The sequence below is a fragment of the Chryseobacterium oryctis genome (genome assembly GCF_025971925.1).
In the GTDB taxonomy this organism is placed as follows: domain Bacteria; phylum Bacteroidota; class Bacteroidia; order Flavobacteriales; family Weeksellaceae; genus Chryseobacterium; species Chryseobacterium oryctis.
Genome location: NZ_JAPDHV010000001.1, coordinates 707,328 through 725,226, shown reverse-complemented (window position 1 = coordinate 725,226; position 17,899 = coordinate 707,328). Strand labels below are relative to the sequence as shown.

Genomic DNA, 17,899 nt, shown 5'->3' with positions numbered 1-17,899 from the left:
TAACCTTTTTTATTTTTTATCCTTTAAACTGACCCATCGCAATAAATTTGTCTTGTCTTTGGGTTTCAAGTTCTTGTCCTGTGAACTTTGAGAAAGCTTTAATGTTTTGTAAAATAGAATTTTTCAAATTCAAATAAGCTACTTCAGGATCATAATGCGCTCCTCCAAGTGGTTCTTCGATAATTCCATCAATGAATTTTTCTCTTAGAGCATCTTTTGGAGTCAGATTTAATGCATTCGCCGCATCTTCTTTGTGATCCCAATTTCTCCAAAGAATTGATGAACAGCTTTCAGGCGCAATTACTGTATACCAAGTGTTTTCAAGCATATAAACTTTGTTTCCAACACCAATTCCTAACGCGCCTCCACTTGCTCCTTCTCCAATAATATAAGTGAGGATAGGAGTTTTTAGCTGAACCATTTCGAAAATATTTCTTGCGATAGCTTCACCTTGTCCTCTTTCTTCGGCTTCTAACCCAGGATAAGCTCCCGGTGTATCTACTAAAGTGATAACAGGGATGTTGAATTTTTCAGCGAGCTTCATTAATCTTAAAGCTTTTCTGTATCCTTCAGGATTCGGCATTCCGAATCTTCTGTGTTGTCTCTCCTTAGTTGTTCTTCCTTTTTGGGTTCCTATAATCATTACTTTCTGACCGTCAAGAGTGGCCAAACCGCCAATCATTGCAGGGTCGTCAGCGAAATTTCTGTCTCCGTGAAGTTCTAAGAAACTACCTTTGTCTACCATTCCGTTGATATAGTCTAATGTGTAAGGACGGTTTGGGTGACGAGATAGTTGTACTCTTTGCCAAGGTGTAAGATTTCCATAGATTTCTTTTTTCTTTTCTATGATCTTGTCTTCTATTTGGCTACAAGCTAATTTTACATCAACACCACTTTCTTCTCCTACTAAAGAACAGGTTTGGTATTGATCCATTAATTCTTTTATAGGAAGCTCGAAACTTAAATATTCCATTTCTTGAAGTAAATTAAATCTTTCAAATTTATGAAAAATAATGAAAACCTATTTAAAATTATTTATTGCATTGTTTATTCTTTGGATACTTTCTTCTTTTCCAAGTAGTTCCAAGATGTCGGGAACGTCCGGACCTTTAAGTTCTCCAACTAAAGCTAAACGCAACGGCATCATTACTTTACCCATTCCGAGACCTTTTTCTTCTGCCAAATCATGCATAGCCTGTTTTAGAAGTTCTGCTTTGAAGTCAACTTGTTCTATTTTTGCAATAAGGTCTGTTAAAATTGAAGAAGTCTCTTCATTCCAGGCTTTTTTAGATGCCTTTTCATCATAAGAGGTCGGAGCTTCGAAGAAAAACTTTCCATTTTCATAAATGTCTTTCGGGAAAGTAGCTCTTTCTTTCATCAGGTGAATGATTTTCAATAATTTTTCATCCTCGATGTTTAAGTTTAAACCTGAATTTTTCAAGATTTGTAATAATTCCTCATCAGATTTCATCTGCATATACTGATGGTTGAACCATTCTGCTTTTTCTTTGCTGAATCTTGCCCCTGCTTTATGAACTTTATACAAATCAAACTCTTTTGTCATTTCTTCTAAAGAAAGGATTTCTTTATCATCAGCCGGAGACCATCCTAATAATGCAACCATATTGATGAAAGCATCAGGAAGATAACCATTTTCTCTATATCCTTTGGAAACAATTCCTGTTACAGGGTCTTTGAAGTCCAACGGAAATACCGGGAACCCGAATTTATCGCCGTCTCTTTTGCTTAATTTCCCTTTTCCTTCAGGTTTTAAAATTAGGGAAAGGTGTGCAAATTGTGGGGCTTCCCAACCCATTGCTTCATATAACAAAGTGTGTAAACCTAAAGAGGGTAGCCATTCTTCCCCACGAATAACATGAGAAATTTCCATTTCATGGTCATCGATGATATTGGCGAAGTGATAAGTGGGCATTCCGTCGTTTTTTACCAAAACTTTATCATCTAAAGTATTAGTATTTACAGAAAATTTTCCGCGAATGATGTCTTCAAGGTTTAATGTTCTGTCAACAGGCATTTTGAATCGTACCACATAAGGTGTTTTTTCTTCCAACAACTTTTGAACCTCCTCTTCAGAAAGGGCAATGCTGTTTCTTAGTTGATTTCTTGTTTTATTGTCATAAGAGAAAACTTCTCCTCTTGCTTCATATTGCGCACGGATTGCATCCAATTCTTCAGCAGTGTCAAATGCAATATAAGCGTAATCTGTTTTTAAGATTTGCTCAGTATATCTATCGTAAATATCTCTTCTTTCGGATTGTCTGTAAGGAGCAAATTTTCCTCCTTTTTTAGGGCTTTCATCAGCAACGATTCCGCACCATTCCAGAGCTTCTTCAATGTATTCTTCAGCTCCTTCCACATATCTTGCTGTATCTGTATCTTCAATTCTTAATACAAATTCACCACCTTGGTTTTTAGCAAAAAGATAGTCATATAATGCAGTTCTTACGCCTCCTAAATGTAAAGGTCCCGTAGGACTTGGAGCGAAACGTACTCTTACTTTGTCCATTTCAATTAAAATTTTGGTGCAAATTTACTCAAACTAACCCAAAAAGATAAAATTATTTAACATTAATCTAATACTGTGAAGTATTATGAAATGTACTTGTCTTTAAGAAAAATAAAATTCAGATTAAAATTATATTTAGCTGAAAAAGAATAAGTATAATAATGTATTTTTGTTTGATTTTATTAGACCATGACAAGAATTAAAAAACAAAATAAACTATCATTCTATATTAAAGGGTTTGCAAGAGGATTATTTCCTGTGAAATCTTATGAGGAAAAAATTGATAACCTTTATAAAAGCATTTCGAAAGAACAGTTGGCGGATGTAGAAAGAAGGGTAGATTATTATAATAAAATCAATACTGAAGTTAAAGTAAATCATAATGGAACCACCGTTCAAGATTTACTAAAACCAAAGACTCCTAAGGCATATTATTTTGATACATATGAGTATGCAAGATATTTTCCAAAAGATTTAAAAATAGATTATGCTTTTGGAGATGTCAATACAATTTTAGGCTTTCCGATGATTACAAAAAGCCGCCCTATTTACGGTGGTAATGAGAATAACATTTTACTGAATCTTGATAAAGCAAGACATTTTGTTTCTGTACAAGATAATTTGAATTTTGATGATAAAAAAAATGAGATGATTGGAAGAGCCGCAGTTCATCAGGAACATAGAAAAAGGTTTTATGAAAAATATTTCAACAACCCAATCTGTGATTTGGGACAAGTGAATAAAGAAGGAGGCAATCCGGAATGGATAAAGCCCAAAATTTCGATAGGGGAACATTTAAAGAGTAAATTTATATTAAGTTTAGAAGGAAATGATGTGGCTACAAATTTAAAGTGGATTATGTCTTCAAACTCCGTTGCTGTAAGTCCCCCTCTTAAAATGGAAACCTGGTATATGGAAGGAACTCTAAAGCCAAATGAACATTTTATCTGTATTGATGAGAATTATGAAAATTTGGAAGAGAAACTTCAATATTATATTGATCATCCAAATGAAGCTAAAGAAATTATCAGAAATGCAAAAGAATATAGAGCACGTTTTAATAATAAAAATGTTGAAAATTTAATATCACTTTTGGTTTTGAAAAAGTATTTTGAGTACATTCGCTAGAAATTATACACATATTATGCTAGAAATTGGAGAAAGACCTTGGGGGAAATATTATGTTTTAGCAGATGAACCCAATTATAAGTTGAAAAGAATTGAAGTAAATCCTAGGCAAAAGCTATCTTATCAATATCATCATAAAAGACAAGAGCAATGGACAATTATTGAAGGTGATGCAACTGTTGTCTTAGATGATAAAGAAATTAAGTTAGCTTATGGCGATAGCATTTTTATTCCACTTGGAGCAAAACACAGAATGATGAATCTTTCTGATAAGCCCGTAGTTTTTATAGAAGTGCAGACGGGGACTTACTTTGGAGAGGATGATATTGTGAGAATTGAAGATGAGTATGAAAGAAAATAAATGTGTGAAAAAATTAAACTATATATCTAATTTGAATTATTCTATAAACAATATAGGTACTTGTTTCAGTCTGAAATTATTATGTAGGATATAAAGAGTGAATAGTCTTTCTGATAAAAAACCAATGACTCTTCTTTGGTATAAATCTTCACTTATTGTAATTCTTTTTTCCACTTCAAACAATATAGTAAATAACCAGTTACAGTAATCATTCATTGTTTTCTTATTGGATAAAAACATATTTCCAATATAGAATTTATTGTCATTCTCTAGATATTTATCAATGCTTTTTCGATATGCTGGAAATTTTTCTCCTATAATCTGCATGCAAATATCCCAATCTTCAGAAATGTGGTTGTTTTTATAATCTTTATCAATTGATGCTGATTCATTATTTATACTGCAAAAAGCCGGTTTTGGAACAATCATATCATGATTTTTTAGTAGTTTTTTAATAACTTTTTCTGTTTTTTTTGAATCAAGAAGTTTTAAAAGTTTTTTACTATTCTGTTTAACAGGAATGAGTATATCATTATTTTCTTTTTTAAATAAGCCTTTTCTGTAATGAAGATCGAGATATCTTCTATAATGCATTAACCCAAATACATCAAAATCAGTCATGTTTTTCCATGCCCAATAAAGCCCAGTAAGTTCATTAAATGTATAATTTTTTTCAGAAATATTATCGTGAGATTTATCTAAAATATAACTGTTATCAATAATAAATTCATTTTGTTTCGCTCCTACTTGTATTGGTAGAAAAATATCACTTTTTATTGAAGGTTTTTCTTTATGTGTAGCAACAATTATTTTAATTTTCATTAAACTCTTTTTTTATTTTTTTTAATGCAGATGCTATGATTTGATGCATATCATAATAACGAAATTCTGCTAATCTTCCCCCAAAAATTACATTCTTTTGCTGTTGAGCTAAAACCTTGTATTTTTCGAACTTTTGTTGATTTTCTTCATTGTTTATAGGGTAATATGCTTCTTTTCCAATTGTCCATTGCTCAGGGTACTCTTTTGTAATTATGGTGTGTTTTTGATTTCCAAATTCAAAATGTTTATGTTCAATAATTCTTGTAAAAGGGTATTTGGCATCATTATAATTTATTACGGCATTACCTTGGTAATTTTCTATATCACGATTTTCATGCTCAAATCGTAATGACCTATATTCTAATGCTCCGAATTGATAATCAAAAAACTCATCAATTTGACCAGTAAAGACAATTTTATTTGCAATATTTTCAAAATATTCTCTATTAGAAAAAAAATCAGTTTCTGTTTTTACCTCAATATCTTTTAGTAAATTATCAATGATAGTATTATATCCTCCAATAGGAATTCCTTGATATCTATCGTTAAAATAATTATTATCAAACGTAAATCTTACAGGAAGTCTTTTAATGATAAAGCTAGGTAATTCACTAGCTTTTCTTCCCCATTGCTTTTCTGTATATTCTTTAATTAAAATTTCATATATATCTTTTCCGACAAGAGAAATTGCTTGTTCTTCAAGGTTTGCAGGATTTTCTTTACCAAAGATAGCTTTCTGTTCATTAATTTTTCTCTGAGCTTCTATAGGGGTTTTTGTACCCCAAAGCTGATAAAATGTATTCATATTAAAGGGAAGATTGTAGAAATTTCCCTTGGCGAAAGCTATAGGCGAATTAATGTATTGGTTAAAATCCGCAAATTGATTCACGTAATCCCAAATTTTCTTATCATTTGTGTGAAAAATATGTGCTCCATATTTGTGAACGTTAATTCCTTCTACGTTTTCACAATAAATATTGCCTCCTTTATGGCTGCGTTTGTCTATTACTATACATGTTTTATTTCTTTTTTTTGCTTCATATGCAAATACACTTCCGAACAAACCAGCTCCTATAATTAAAAAATCATATTTCATTTTTGATAAAAACTTCTTTAATTTTCTTATAAAAAATTTCTTTTTCTTGTAGAAGGTCTGCCTTATAGTCTTTAAAATCTTTAATTTTTGAGTTATAATTAAGAAGACAATCTTTAATTTTTTCGATAATTAAAGGGATATTTTTCTCTGTTTTATCGAAATGATATTCATCTTTTATCGGGACATCTTCTTTGTAAAAAGCAGACCCTTCTTTTCCTATTATAAGACAACAATCCAAAAGACACGCTTCTCTTGGCATTTTTTCTCTGCCTGGATGGTGCCCAAAATCTACATATACTTTAGCTGCTTTCATACAGTTGGCTACTTCTTCTAAAGTCATGTTAATCATTGGTATCCAGTTGATTTCAGGAGTTATTTTTTTTATATTTTCCAGAAAGTCTTTATTTTTTACAGCGTTATAGGTTACAATATCTTGTTTCTGTAAAGTGTAATTTTTTTCAGTAAGAAACATGTCTTCCATATATCCCGAAATCTTACCAATAATTTGGATATTATTTTTTTGTAAGAATTCTACTGAATAATGGGAATGAGCTAAATGATTTACTTTTGCTTTCTTAATGTTTTCTAAAGAAGGAAGTTTTATCCTTCCTAATATTTTTTGTTTAAAAGTAATTGGTTTTTTTTTAAAATTTTCTTCCCAAGCCTTTAGAGACGTAAAAAAGTTAGATACACTTAACCACCAAATTACCTTTTGAATTTTGGAATATTTTTTTTCCCAAATGAATATTGAAAACGTTTCAGGGAAAATGATAATATTTTGTGGAGAGTTTTCTACATTTTGAGTATAAGGTATTTGGTAATGCTCATATTCTTTATGTACAGGAGATGAGTACTTTTCGACATCATAGTTTAAATAATGCATATACACTTTTTGTCCAAATTCTTTTAGAGCTAATCCCATTTGATGGAGATCTTCGGGGCCTCCACTTGCATAGTTTGCAGGACATACAATGTAGAAAATGTTGTTATTGAAAGTATTAAGCATTATTTTATAAGATTTATAGGAAAGTTAGGATGAATATCTAATACATATTTTAACCAGTTTGTAAAACTGTATTTATTAATAATGTCATCATGTAGTTCATAATATGGTGTTGATAGAAAGTCTTCAAGACCGTCTATATTTTTGTTTTCAATGACAAACATATTCTGAGAATTATAAAAATCATATTTTTTTACCAATGGGTTGTTTGTGATAAGTTTTTTTCTATATCCTATGGTTTCAAAAGTTCTCATCGAAATACCATAATGTACGTCATTTGCAAAATCTAAAATTACTTTAGATTGAGAAACATTAATGATATTATCTCTAAATGAGATTGGTTTGTCAATGTGGGTTATTGGTTCATTTTTGATTTTTCTAGCTTTTTCAATAGAATGTGTATGCAAGTTTATAGAAGTATTTAGACCTAGATTTTTAAATTTTCTAGCTAATTTTATAAGTAAATCTATTCTGTTCTTCATATAAGTACCTACAAAATAAACATCATATTTATTTTCTGACTTTTTAATATCATCAAAATAAAAATTTGTAAGAGGCAATAGTTTTGAATTTTTCTCAAGGTCATTAACGTCAAATACAAAAAATCTATCAAATAAATTAATTTTTTCATAAATAAGAGGAAATCTATCTAGACCATCCCATTGATAGGCAGAAATTTTTTCTGTTTTTTTCTTTACTTCGTTAATTAGTTCTGAACAGAAGAGATCAGGTCTAATAAATAATGCATAATTAAACTTTTTTATATTGGATTGCTCCAAGACAGCAAGTTGTTTTTTTAATTTTAATTCAGTTTTTTTTATTTTTTTAAAAGTCTTTTCCCTTAAAATGAATTTTTTATAGACATGAATTATTGTGTTAATGAATCCTATTTTTACTTTCATATTGTCAGGAATAACACAAACCTTAAATCCTAAAAATTCTAAATTTTCTTTAAATCTTTGGGGAAGACCAAAATGATCGGGGATAGCAATTATTATTGATTTGCCACTAAATTCATTTTTAAACATACTTATATATTAGCATTAAATTTTTTGAAAATATCTCTCCAAAAATCCTTTTTTTTTGTCCATCTATGACAGCCAAAGGGGAGCTGTCCCTTATTGATTTCTAAAGCTTTTCCTTGTTTGTTTTCAATTGAGAAAAGGCAAGCTTCTTTATAATTTGGTTTTGAAAAAGGAATATTATTTCTTTCTGGCTCAATACTGAAAAATACATCTTCAGCATAAAACTCTCCAGAGTTTTTCCTATTTAGGTAAATGTCTACTACTTCAGGTAGTTTTTCCAGTATTTCGATAAACTTTTCTCTTTTTCTAAGTGAAAAACCACCGTTTCCTACATTATTGAATAAAAGAGATTTATCTTTTTGCCATTTTCCATTTCCTTTAAAATTAATAAATGCCTTAAAACTTGATGTAGTTTTCTCTAAAATTAATTTAAGAAAAGGAATTTTTTCTGAACTTCTTATCCAAGGGGCTCCAATATAATCGAAATCCTTTTGGCACCAATACATCAGTTCGTCTTTAAAAACAAAACAATCGGTTTGATAAACTAATATATATTTTTGTGAAAATTTGTTATAAAAATTTAAATTCATCATTAATTTATTATACCCGTATATATTTTTAAAATAAACATCATCAAAATCAACAAACGAAGAACCAAATTTTTTATAAGCACTAATATCTAAACTTTTAGGGTGTATAAAAGTGATTTGATAATTGCTTAAAATGTGAAACACTTGATTGAGCGAAATTATATCGTCATCATCAGGGATGTTTTTATATATTGGAATAATAATATCTACCAAAATCTATTCTATTTAGCCTAAAATCGTTTTCTCGATTATTCTTACACAATCTAATAATTGCTCTTCTGTAATTACCAATGGTGGAGCAAGTCTTATGATATTTCCATGAGTTGGTTTTGCTAGGAGTCCGTTTTCTTTTAATTGTAAGCAAAGATTCCAGGCTGTAGAACTTTCGGGAGTATCATTAATCAAAATTGCGTTCAACAATCCTTTTCCTCTTACTTTTGTAATAAGGTCTGTTTTTTCGATTACCTTTTCAATTTCTGCTCTGAAAAGTTTTCCTAGTTCTTCAGCTCTTTCAGATAATTTTTCATTCTCAACAACCTCTAATGCTGCAATTGCAACGGCACATGCAATTGGGTTTCCTCCAAAGGTAGAACCGTGTTGACCTGGTTTAATAACGTTCATAATGTTATCATTAGCCAAAACTGCAGAAACAGGATACATCCCGCCTGAAAGTGCTTTTCCTAAAATTAAAATATCCGGTTGAACATTTTCATGATGACAAGCAATAAGTTTTCCAGTTCTCGCAATACCTGTTTGTACTTCATCAGCAATGAAAAGAACATTATGTTTTTTACAAAGTTCAGAAGCATTTTTAAGGAAGTTTTCATCTGGAACATACACGCCGGCCTCTCCTTGAATCGGTTCAACTAAAAATGCAGCAATATTTTGAGCATCTTGAGCTAAAATAGCTTCTAAAGCATTGATGTCATTATAAGGAATTTTTACAAACCCCGGTGTGAACGGTCCGTAATTTTGATTGGCATCGGGATCATTTGAGAAAGAAACGATGGTGGTTGTTCTTCCGTGGAAATTATTTTCACAAACAATTATTTTTGCTGCATTTTCAGAGATTCCTTTTACTTCATAGCTCCATTTTCTAGCTAATTTTACTGCAGTTTCTACAGCTTCAGCACCCGAATTCATTGGTAAAACTTTATCAAATCCGAAAAGTGAAGTGATTTTTTGTTCGTATTCTCCCAATTTTGAGTTGTAAAATGCTCTTGATGTTAACGCTAACTTTTGAGCCTGTTCAATTAAAGCGGTTACAATTTTTGGGTGAGAATGCCCTTGATTTACAGCAGAATATGCAGAAAGAAAATCATAGTATTTCTTTCCTTCTACATCCCAAACGAATACGCCTTCTCCTTTGTCTAACACTACAGGAAGAGGGTGGTAATTGTGTGCTCCGTGTTTGTCTTCAAGGTCTATAAAATACTGTGAGTTTTTTGATGTTTCTACTGCTGACATAAATTTTGGTTTTTACAAATTTAAGTATTATTAATGACATCATTATACAGAAGTCTGATATTGAAGATAGCTGAATTGAAAGTGTATTTTTGGTGTTGAGGAGTGTTGAATTAGATATCTTGTGTAGCTTAATAGAAGTTGGCAGTTATTATATCTTCAAAATAAGTCAAAATAGATTTAGCAAAAAACAGCTCCAAATTTGGAGCTGTTTTTATAATGTTTTTTTAAAACTTTTATTAGTGATTTTCATATTTTCTATCCATTACAAAATCTTCCATGAATTTCGTAGTATAGTTTCCTGCAAGATAATCTTCGTTATCCATCAGTTGTCTATGGAAAGGAATTGTTGTTTTTACACCTTCAATGTAGAACTCTTCCAATGCACGCTTCATTTTAGCTATAGCTTCTTCACGAGTTTGTGCTGTCGTGATTAATTTCGCAATCATTGAATCGTAGTTAGAAGGAATAGTATATCCTGAATAAACGTGAGTATCTACTCTGATTCCGTGTCCGCCAGGAATGTTTAATCCTGTAATTTTTCCTGGAGATGGTCTGAAGTCAGCGTAAGGATCTTCAGCATTGATTCTACATTCAATTGAATGTAATTTAGGATAATAATTAATTCCTGAAATAGGGGTTCCTGCAGCTAAAAGAATTTGTTCTCTGATTAGATCATAATCAATTACCTGTTCAGTAATAGGATGTTCTACCTGAATTCTTGTATTCATTTCCATGAAATAGAAATTTCTGTGTTTATCTACAAGGAATTCGATAGTTCCCACACCTTCATATCCGATGAATTCGGCAGCTTTTACTGCTGCTTCACCCATTTTTTCACGAAGTTCGTCTGTCATGAAAGGAGAAGGAGTTTCTTCTGTTAATTTTTGATTTCTTCTTTGTACGGAGCAGTCTCTTTCTGAAAGGTGGCAAGCTTTACCAAATTGGTCACCAGCAACCTGAATTTCAATATGTCTTGGCTCTTCAATCAGTTTTTCCATGTACATGCCGCCGTTTCCGAATGCAGCCACGGCCTCCTGAATTGCAGATTCCCAGTGATCTTTAAGGTCTTCAGCTTTCCATACGGCTCTCATTCCTTTTCCACCACCACCGGCAGTTGCTTTAATCATTACAGGATATCCTGTTTCTTCAGCAATTTTTACAGCTTGTTCGTAAGATTCTATCAAACCATCAGAACCTGGAACACAAGGTACTCCTGCGGCTTTCATGGTCGCTTTAGCGTTTGCTTTATCTCCCATTTTTTCGATTTGTTCAGGAGAGGCACCGATAAATTTGATGTTGTTTTTCTGACAGATTCTAGAAAAATTAGCATTTTCAGATAAAAATCCATAACCTGGGTGAATAGCATCTGCATTGGTAATTTCTGCAGCTGCAATAATGTTAGGGATTTTTAGATAAGAGTCTTTACTCATTGCAGGACCAATACAAACAGCTTCGTCAGCAAATCTTACATGAAGACTGTCTTTATCGGCAGTGGAATATACTGCAACGGTTTTTATTCCCATTTCTTTGCAAGTACGAAGAATACGCATTGCAATTTCGCCACGATTGGCAATTAATATTTTTTTGAACATCTTTTTTAGATTTTAGGTTATAGGTAGTAGGTACTAGAAAATTAAGTCTGCAAAACATTTTTTATTCTGCAACCTAAAAACTGTAACCTAAATTAAGATGGATCTACTAAGAATAATGGTTGATCGTATTCTACAGGCGTAGCGTCGTCTACTAAAATTTTAACGATTTTTCCGCTTACTTCAGATTCGATTTGGTTGAATAACTTCATTGCTTCAATTACACAAACAACTTTTCCGTTAGAAACTTCATCACCAACGTTTACAAACACATCTTTGTCTGGAGCCGGTTTTCTGTAGAAAGTTCCAATCATTGGAGATTTAATAGTAATATATTTGCTATCATCAGATGCTGGAGCAGCTTTTTCAGCTGGAGCGGCAGCAGGAGTTACAGCCGGAGCGGCAGCTGGTTGAGGCGCTGTGTGATAAACAGCAGGTTGAGCGTAAGCAACTTCACTTCCAGCTAATGGAGTTTTAATAGTAATTTCGAAATCTTTAGTTTTATATTTCACTTCAGAAACCTCAGCTTTTGATACAAACTTAATAAGATTTTGTATGTCTTTAATGTCCATAAATTTGATATTTGATTTTGTGCCAAAGATACCAAAAAAACGTAAAAAACAACAAAAAACCGCCAAATTTTATCAAAATTGAGCGGTTTTTGTATTAAAACGAGTGTTTTTCGGTGAAAACGACTCTTAGTTTTCTTCAGTAGTTGCTACTTCTTTTTCTAGTACTACTTTTCCTCTGTAGTAAAGTTTTCCTTCATGCCAGTGAGCTCTGTGATAAAGGTGAAGCTCTCCTGTTGTTGCATCTTTAGCTAATTGAGGAACTACAGCTTTGTAGTGAGTTCTTCTCTTATCTCTTCTTGTAGACGATTGTCTTCTCTTTGGATGTGCCATTTTGTAATAACTTTTTTAATTGATGAGCGATGAGATTCATCATCTCATCATTAAACTATTTAATTTTTATTTTTTAAATTTTTTAAAGCGTCCCATCTTGGGTCGGTTTCATGTTCTTCCTCTTCTTCTGTTTCTTTCGGGCTGAACTTGTCAAGAATTTCCAAATCTTCATCGCTTACGTTGGGTGATAGTTTTTTCATTGGAATTGAAAGTACCACATTTTCGTAAATCAATTGTGCGATATTAAAAGCGTGGTCGTTGGTCGGAATGGTAATTACATCTTCTTCGCTGTCATCGTATTCCTCACCAAATTTTACCAAAACTTTAATCTGGTTTTCAATAGAATGGTTGAAGTTTTCGTTCGTAATATCACAAACTAATTCTACCATTCCATGAGTTTTTATCTTAAATTCTAAAAAAGTAGTGTGCTTATCAAGTAAAACATCTACTGTAATTTTAGGATTTGTAAATTCCTGCTCAGTATCAAATAATTGAAAGAACTCTTTATCTATCTCAAACTTGAACTCGTGTTTACCGGTTTTTAATCCGGAAAAACTTATATCATAGTTTCTTAACTTGTCCATAAAATGAGTGTGCAAAAATATGCATTTTTTTTATAATAACAAATAAATTCTATAACAAATTAATTAAAATTTGTTTCAAAGATTTAGCCTTCTGTTTCTTCTGGTAAATCTTCATCTATTCCGTTGTCTATAGCCATTTTTCTTGGCTGTAGTCGGTTATTTATTAAATCATTGTATTCACTTCTATTTTTGAATATTTTAATTGCTGTAAAAATAGCTTCTGAAAAACTTTGCTCGTCAGCGATGTTTTTTCCTGCAATATCATAGGCAACTCCATGGTCAGGTGATGTTCTGATGAAAGGAAGTCCTGCTGTGTAATTTACTCCTTCTTCGTAAGCTAAAGTCTTAAATGGTGTTAAACCTTGATCATGATACATTGCTAATACAGCATCAAAGTTTTTGTATTTATTGGGCTGGAAAAAACTATCGGCAGGGAAAGGTCCAAAGGCTAAAACTCCGTTGTCTGAAAGTTCTTTGATTGCCGGAGAAATTATTTCGATTTCTTCATTTCCGATTACTCCGCCATCACCAGCGTGAGGATTTAAGCCTAAAACAGCAATTTTTGGTTTTTGAATATTGAAATCTTCAATTAAAGATTGATTTAGAGCTTTAATTTGCTTTTTTATTTTCTCTTTAGAGATGTTTTCAGCAACATTTGCAATGGGAATGTGGTGTGTAGAAACAGCAACTTTTAAATCTTCTGCTACCAAAAACATCAGTCCTTTTTTATTGAATTTTTCTTCAAAATATCCTGTATGTCCTGCATGTTTGAATCCCATTTTCACCATTTCATCTTTATTAATTGGTGCTGTTACAAGAACATCTATATCTCCTTTTATTAAAGCTTCGGTTGCTGCTTCCAGAGAATCAATTGCCATTTTGGTTGATTCTTCTGTAGGGGTGCCTAGTTCTACATTTACATTGTCTTTCACAAGGTTTACCATGTTGAGTTTTCCTCCTTGAGCTTGTGAAGCCTCGTTGATGTAATTGAAGTTTAGGTTGAGTTTAAAAATATTTTTCTGATAGGTGAAAAGTTTTCCCGAACCAAAAATTACAGGAGTGAAAAAATCTGTAATGGTTTTGTCTTTCAGAGACTTCATGATGATTTCCGGACCGATGCCATTAAAATCACCAATTGAAATTCCTACTCGTACTTTATGGTTTTTTGGGCTCATTTTGATTATCTTTGAAGATTATAATTTACAAATTTAGCAAAAAATAATATGTTCACAGGAATTATTGAAGCAGTCGGGATTATTGAGAAGGTTGAAAAAAATGGAAGTAACATTGATTTTACTCTAGTTTGCCCTTTTACAAGTGAATTGAAAATAGATCAAAGCTTGGCGCATAATGGTTGTTGTTTAACGGTTGTCAAGATTGAAGGAGATAAATATGTTGTAACAGCTATAAATGAAACGTTAGAAAAAACAAATCTTGGAAATTGGGAAGTAGGAACTGTTGTGAACCTCGAACGTTGCATGAAAATGGATGGTAGATTAGACGGACATATTGTTCAGGGGCATGTTGATAGAACAGGAGAGGTAGTAAGTATTGAAAATAAAGACGGAAGTTATTTTATTACTATTAAATATGAAAACGATGGGGCTTTTGTAACAGTTCCCCAAGGATCAATTACTGTAAACGGGATTAGCCTTACTGTTGCAAAAAGTGAGGAATCTCAATTTTCAGTGGCAATTATACCTTATACTTGGGAATTTACAAATATGCAGTATCTGAAATCCGGAGATAAAGTTAATCTTGAGTTCGATATAATTGGTAAGTATATTGCAAGATTGACAAATAAACAGAATGCCAATGAATATGTATAAAGGATACAGCTTAAGAAACCGTGTGTTTTTTGGTTTCTTATTGGTTTGTCTTTTAAGTGTTGCGGCTTCTTCATTGGTGCCTTATTTTGTATTGAGAAATAACTCTTTGGAACAGAGTAGGATAGATATGCAGGATAAGACCAATGCGGTGATGGGATATTTGGATTATGCTGTAAGTAGATCTGTTGTTCAGACAGAGGATATTCCCAAAGTTTTGAGTAGTAAAATTCTTGAAATCTCAGACATAAACCAACATGACATTATTATTTATGATTTAAAAGGAAATTATTTGCTCTCAAACAGAGATCCTAGTTTAATTGAGCAAAAACAAATACCGGTAAGTATTGTAAATAAAGTTTTGTCAAATGATGCTAGGGTGGATATTCGTGGGTATGATCAAACTAAAGATGCTGTTTTTACTTCTTCATACCTGTTGTTGAAAAACAATGTTCTGGAGCCTATTGGGATTGTTTATATTCCGTTGTATCATAATGAGTCTGCTTATTTAGAGGTTCTTCACAAATATGTAAAATATATTCTTTTAGTAGATATTTTCCTTATTCTTTTCAGTATTTGGCTGAGTTGGGTTACATCTAATAATCTGGCTAAAACAATTACGAAATTTTCAGATATGATTACGCGTATTACTCTGTTTGAAAATGAAATGCGACCTATCAGGTACTATAAAAATGATGAGCTAAATGCTTTGGCGAGAGCTTATAACAGAATGATTCTCCAAATTCAGGATCAAAAAGAAAGGCTTCGTTTTAAGGCTTCGGAAGAGGCGTGGCGTGAAATGGCGAAGCAAGTAGCTCATGAAGTGAAAAATCCTTTGACGCCTATGAAGTTAACGATTCAAAATTTCGAAAGAAAATTTGACCCCGAAGATCCAAATATAAGAGAAAGGGTGAAACAGATGAGTAAGACAATGGTAGATCAGATTGATTTGATTGCTACTGTGGCTTCTGCGTTTTCGGAATTTGCGAAACTTCCTGAAAAAAATAATGAAGTTATTAATCTGAATAAAGAAGTTGAAGATATTCTTCGTGTTTTCAATAATGAAAGCATTTTCATGCATTCTAATAAAAATAATATTATGATTAATATGGATAGGATCTACCTTTCTAGAATTATCACCAATCTTGTTACCAATGCGAAACAAGCAGAAAGTGATGATAGGAAATTAATCATTAATGTAGATGTAGAACAACATCACAGAAGAGTTATCATTTCAGTTCAGGATAACGGAATTGGTATTCCTGAGAATATGTATGAAAGGATTTTTGAGCCTAATTTTACCTCAAAGAGTAGTGGAATGGGACTAGGCTTGTCTATGGTAAGAAAAATGATTGAAGATTATAAAGGAGAGATTACCGTGAAATCAGAAGTCGGAAAAGGCTCGGTGTTTACAATTACTTTACCTACTAACTTATAAGTGAAATTATTTAAGTTTAAACAATTTGAAATTCAGCAATCGAAAGACGTTTTCCGAGTGGGAACGGATGGGGTTTTGTTAGGGATTTTGGCGAGTATAGATGAAGTAAATTCTGTTTTGGAAGTTGGAACTGGAACCGGGTTAATTTCATTGATGTTGGCTCAAAGAAATTCGTGTGCCGAATTTTTAGGCATTGATATTAATGAAGAAGCGGTAAATCTTACTAAAATCAATTTTGAAAATTCTCCTTTTAGTTCTAGGCTGAAAAATTGTCATCAGGATTTTAAAGATTTTGAAACAGAAGGTAAGTTTGGCTTAATTGTTTCCAATCCACCTTATTTTGAGGAGTCGGGTTCGGAAAAGGATAAAGTTGCAAGGCAGACAATTGAACTAAACTTTAATCAACTGATTTCCAAATCATCTAAATTATTGTCTGAAAATGGTGTTTTTTCTGTGATTATTCCTGTGGAAGTAGGTAATGAGTTTGTAGAAATTGCAAGGGAAAATCATTTGTTTTTAATAAGAAAAGTCAATATTAAAGGGATTGAAAATTCAAAAATAAAAAGGCTGATTCTTGAATTTTCTTTAACGGGAAAAGCATTAACGGAATCAGAATTTGTAATAGAAAAAAGTCCGAGACAATACTCGGACCAATATCTTGAACTCACTAAAGAGTTTCATGTTTTTAATAAAAAATAATTATTCGAATAATTCGGTGGTGTCTAATACTGAAACTTTACCGTCCTCACATCTGATGGCTTCTCCAGGAAAGTTCTGAATCATGTGATAATCGTGTGTTGCCATTACTACGGCAGCTCCGTTTTCAAGGGCAACCTGTTTCAATAATGTCATGATTTCATTTGAAGTTTCAGGGTCAAGGTTTCCTGTTGGCTCATCTGCCAAAATCAAGTCAGGATGGTTTAGTAAAGCTCTTGCAATAGCAATACGTTGCTGTTCTCCACCTGAAAGTTCGTGAGGCATTTTGTGCTTTTTACTTTTCATATTTACACTGGATAAAACCTCGTTGATACGGTCTTCCATCTTTGTTTTATCGCTCCAGCCTGTTGCTTCTAAAACGAATCTCAGGTTTTTCTCAACAGTTCTGTCTGAAAGTAATTGGAAATCCTGAAATACGATTCCTAGCTTTCTTCTTAGGTTTGGAATGTCTGAAGTTTTCATTTTTTCTAAATCAAAACCGACAACCGAGCCGTGTCCTGAAGCTAAAGGAATATGTCCGTATAATGTTTTTAAAAGTGAACTTTTTCCGGAACCTGTTTTTCCGATAAGGTAACAGAATCTACCTTTTTTGATGTTAAGATTAACGTCAGAAAGAACAGTGAAGTTTTTTTGTGCAATCTTTGCGTGTTGTAAACTTATGATATTATTTCCGGTTATGTTTGTATGTGGCATAATTCAATTTTAAATACTATTTCCTAAAAATGTTTTTCAACTTTTAAAAATAGTAAAAAGAAGTCTAAGGAGTGTAAATTTTAGTAAATTTTAACAACAAAAAATGCCTGAAAAACTTCTTTTCAAGCATG

Annotated in this window: 19 protein-coding genes; 5 read left to right on the top strand and 14 right to left on the bottom strand. The window is 32.1% G+C overall.

Going from position 1 to position 17,899, the window contains the following annotated elements; genetic code table 11:
* Nucleotides 1-16 precede the first annotated feature (16 nt).
* Nucleotides 17-973 carry an acetyl-CoA carboxylase carboxyltransferase subunit alpha gene (locus OH806_RS03460; RefSeq protein ID WP_264742265.1) on the bottom strand — a complete coding sequence of 319 codons (957 nt, stop codon included), beginning with the start codon at nt 971-973 and terminating at the stop codon, nt 17-19.
* A gap of 48 nt (nt 974-1,021) precedes the next feature.
* Nucleotides 1,022-2,527 (bottom strand): glutamate--tRNA ligase, encoded by a 1,506-nt coding sequence (gltX, locus tag OH806_RS03455; RefSeq protein WP_264742264.1) that lies wholly within the window; start codon nt 2,525-2,527, stop codon nt 1,022-1,024.
* Between the two features lie 189 nt (nt 2,528-2,716).
* Between gltX and OH806_RS03450 the strand changes: the two genes are divergently transcribed.
* Both OH806_RS03450 and OH806_RS03445 read left to right on the top strand, forming a co-directional pair.
* Nucleotides 2,717-3,655: a glycosyltransferase family 90 protein gene (locus OH806_RS03450; RefSeq protein ID WP_264742263.1), complete on the top strand. Its 939-nt coding sequence runs from the start codon at nt 2,717-2,719 to the stop codon at nt 3,653-3,655.
* A gap of 16 nt (nt 3,656-3,671) precedes the next feature.
* Complete coding sequence (locus OH806_RS03445; RefSeq protein ID WP_264742262.1) at nt 3,672-4,016, top strand: phosphomannose isomerase type II C-terminal cupin domain; 345 nt, start codon at nt 3,672-3,674, stop codon at nt 4,014-4,016.
* Nucleotides 4,017-4,052: 36 nt separating this feature from the next.
* Here OH806_RS03445 and OH806_RS03440 read toward each other — a convergent pair whose 3' ends face one another.
* The 11 genes from OH806_RS03440 to pdxA form a co-directional block, all read right to left on the bottom strand.
* Nucleotides 4,053-4,838: a DUF4422 domain-containing protein gene (locus tag OH806_RS03440; protein ID WP_264742261.1), complete on the bottom strand. Its 786-nt coding sequence runs from the start codon at nt 4,836-4,838 to the stop codon at nt 4,053-4,055.
* Nucleotides 4,828-5,934, bottom strand: a complete 1,107-nt coding sequence (gene glf / locus OH806_RS03435) for a UDP-galactopyranose mutase (protein ID WP_264742260.1) — start codon at nt 5,932-5,934, stop codon at nt 4,828-4,830. Before glf ends, OH806_RS03440 begins: the two co-directional genes overlap by 11 nt.
* A complete protein-coding gene (locus tag OH806_RS03430) occupies nt 5,924-6,940 on the bottom strand; it encodes a hypothetical protein (protein WP_264742259.1) in 1,017 nt (338 codons plus the stop codon). Before OH806_RS03430 ends, glf begins: the two co-directional genes overlap by 11 nt.
* Complete coding sequence (locus OH806_RS03425; RefSeq protein WP_264742258.1) at nt 6,940-7,965, bottom strand: CgeB family protein; 1,026 nt, start codon at nt 7,963-7,965, stop codon at nt 6,940-6,942. The genes OH806_RS03430 and OH806_RS03425 overlap by 1 nt, the downstream gene beginning before the upstream one ends.
* A 2-nt stretch (nt 7,966-7,967) precedes the next feature.
* Complete coding sequence (locus OH806_RS03420; protein WP_264742257.1) at nt 7,968-8,765, bottom strand: DUF5672 family protein; 798 nt, start codon at nt 8,763-8,765, stop codon at nt 7,968-7,970.
* Between the two features lie 12 nt (nt 8,766-8,777).
* Nucleotides 8,778-10,019, bottom strand: coding sequence for an ornithine--oxo-acid transaminase (rocD, locus tag OH806_RS03415; protein ID WP_264742256.1), 1,242 nt, complete (start codon nt 10,017-10,019; stop codon nt 8,778-8,780).
* 236 nt (nt 10,020-10,255) lie between these two features.
* Nucleotides 10,256-11,611: an acetyl-CoA carboxylase biotin carboxylase subunit gene (gene accC / locus OH806_RS03410; protein ID WP_264742255.1), complete on the bottom strand. Its 1,356-nt coding sequence runs from the start codon at nt 11,609-11,611 to the stop codon at nt 10,256-10,258.
* Nucleotides 11,612-11,703: 92 nt separating this feature from the next.
* Nucleotides 11,704-12,180 carry an acetyl-CoA carboxylase biotin carboxyl carrier protein gene (gene accB / locus OH806_RS03405; protein WP_264742254.1) on the bottom strand — a complete coding sequence of 159 codons (477 nt, stop codon included), beginning with the start codon at nt 12,178-12,180 and terminating at the stop codon, nt 11,704-11,706.
* A 126-nt stretch (nt 12,181-12,306) separates the two neighbouring features.
* On the bottom strand, nt 12,307-12,510 hold the full coding sequence (gene rpmF, locus OH806_RS03400; RefSeq protein WP_007843326.1) for a 50S ribosomal protein L32: 204 nt from the start codon (nt 12,508-12,510) through the stop codon (nt 12,307-12,309).
* A 59-nt stretch (nt 12,511-12,569) separates the two neighbouring features.
* The gene (locus OH806_RS03395) at nt 12,570-13,094 is read right to left on the bottom strand and encodes a YceD family protein (RefSeq protein ID WP_264742253.1); all 525 of its coding nucleotides are present in this window, start codon (nt 13,092-13,094) and stop codon (nt 12,570-12,572) included.
* 83 nt (nt 13,095-13,177) lie between these two features.
* Nucleotides 13,178-14,269 carry a 4-hydroxythreonine-4-phosphate dehydrogenase PdxA gene (pdxA, locus tag OH806_RS03390; protein ID WP_264742252.1) on the bottom strand — a complete coding sequence of 364 codons (1,092 nt, stop codon included), beginning with the start codon at nt 14,267-14,269 and terminating at the stop codon, nt 13,178-13,180.
* Nucleotides 14,270-14,317: 48 nt separating this feature from the next.
* On the opposite strand from pdxA, the gene OH806_RS03385 reads away from it, so the two are divergent.
* The 3 genes from OH806_RS03385 to OH806_RS03375 are packed head-to-tail and all read left to right on the top strand — an operon-like array spanning nt 14,318 to nt 17,057.
* A complete protein-coding gene (locus tag OH806_RS03385; protein WP_264742251.1) occupies nt 14,318-14,923 on the top strand; it encodes a riboflavin synthase in 606 nt (201 codons plus the stop codon).
* Nucleotides 14,904-16,358 carry a sensor histidine kinase gene (locus OH806_RS03380; RefSeq protein WP_264742250.1) on the top strand — a complete coding sequence of 485 codons (1,455 nt, stop codon included), beginning with the start codon at nt 14,904-14,906 and terminating at the stop codon, nt 16,356-16,358. Before OH806_RS03385 ends, OH806_RS03380 begins: the two co-directional genes overlap by 20 nt.
* Complete coding sequence (locus tag OH806_RS03375; protein ID WP_264742249.1) at nt 16,359-17,057, top strand: tRNA1(Val) (adenine(37)-N6)-methyltransferase; 699 nt, start codon at nt 16,359-16,361, stop codon at nt 17,055-17,057.
* Here the strand turns inward: OH806_RS03375 and OH806_RS03370 are convergent, their stop codons facing one another.
* Nucleotides 17,058-17,768, bottom strand: a complete 711-nt coding sequence (locus OH806_RS03370) for a cell division ATP-binding protein FtsE (RefSeq protein ID WP_264742248.1) — start codon at nt 17,766-17,768, stop codon at nt 17,058-17,060.
* Nucleotides 17,769-17,899 lie beyond the last annotated feature (131 nt).

Coding starts and splice junctions, on each gene's coding strand:
- OH806_RS03460 (WP_264742265.1), bottom strand. CDS start 973: ATGGAATATTTAAGTTTCGAGCTTCCTATAAAAGAATTAATGGATCAA.
- gltX (WP_264742264.1), bottom strand. CDS start 2,527: ATGGACAAAGTAAGAGTACGTTTCGCTCCAAGTCCTACGGGACCTTTA.
- OH806_RS03450 (WP_264742263.1), top strand. CDS start 2,717: ATGACAAGAATTAAAAAACAAAATAAACTATCATTCTATATTAAAGGG.
- OH806_RS03445 (WP_264742262.1), top strand. CDS start 3,672: ATGCTAGAAATTGGAGAAAGACCTTGGGGGAAATATTATGTTTTAGCA.
- OH806_RS03440 (WP_264742261.1), bottom strand. CDS start 4,838: ATGAAAATTAAAATAATTGTTGCTACACATAAAGAAAAACCTTCAATA.
- glf (WP_264742260.1), bottom strand. CDS start 5,934: ATGAAATATGATTTTTTAATTATAGGAGCTGGTTTGTTCGGAAGTGTA.
- OH806_RS03430 (WP_264742259.1), bottom strand. CDS start 6,940: ATGCTTAATACTTTCAATAACAACATTTTCTACATTGTATGTCCTGCA.
- OH806_RS03425 (WP_264742258.1), bottom strand. CDS start 7,965: ATGTTTAAAAATGAATTTAGTGGCAAATCAATAATAATTGCTATCCCC.
- rocD (WP_264742256.1), bottom strand. CDS start 10,019: ATGTCAGCAGTAGAAACATCAAAAAACTCACAGTATTTTATAGACCTT.
- accC (WP_264742255.1), bottom strand. CDS start 11,611: ATGTTCAAAAAAATATTAATTGCCAATCGTGGCGAAATTGCAATGCGT.
- accB (WP_264742254.1), bottom strand. CDS start 12,180: ATGGACATTAAAGACATACAAAATCTTATTAAGTTTGTATCAAAAGCT.
- rpmF (WP_007843326.1), bottom strand. CDS start 12,510: ATGGCACATCCAAAGAGAAGACAATCGTCTACAAGAAGAGATAAGAGA.
- OH806_RS03395 (WP_264742253.1), bottom strand. CDS start 13,094: ATGGACAAGTTAAGAAACTATGATATAAGTTTTTCCGGATTAAAAACC.
- pdxA (WP_264742252.1), bottom strand. CDS start 14,269: ATGAGCCCAAAAAACCATAAAGTACGAGTAGGAATTTCAATTGGTGAT.
- OH806_RS03385 (WP_264742251.1), top strand. CDS start 14,318: ATGTTCACAGGAATTATTGAAGCAGTCGGGATTATTGAGAAGGTTGAA.
- OH806_RS03380 (WP_264742250.1), top strand. CDS start 14,904: ATGCCAATGAATATGTATAAAGGATACAGCTTAAGAAACCGTGTGTTT.
- OH806_RS03370 (WP_264742248.1), bottom strand. CDS start 17,768: ATGCCACATACAAACATAACCGGAAATAATATCATAAGTTTACAACAC.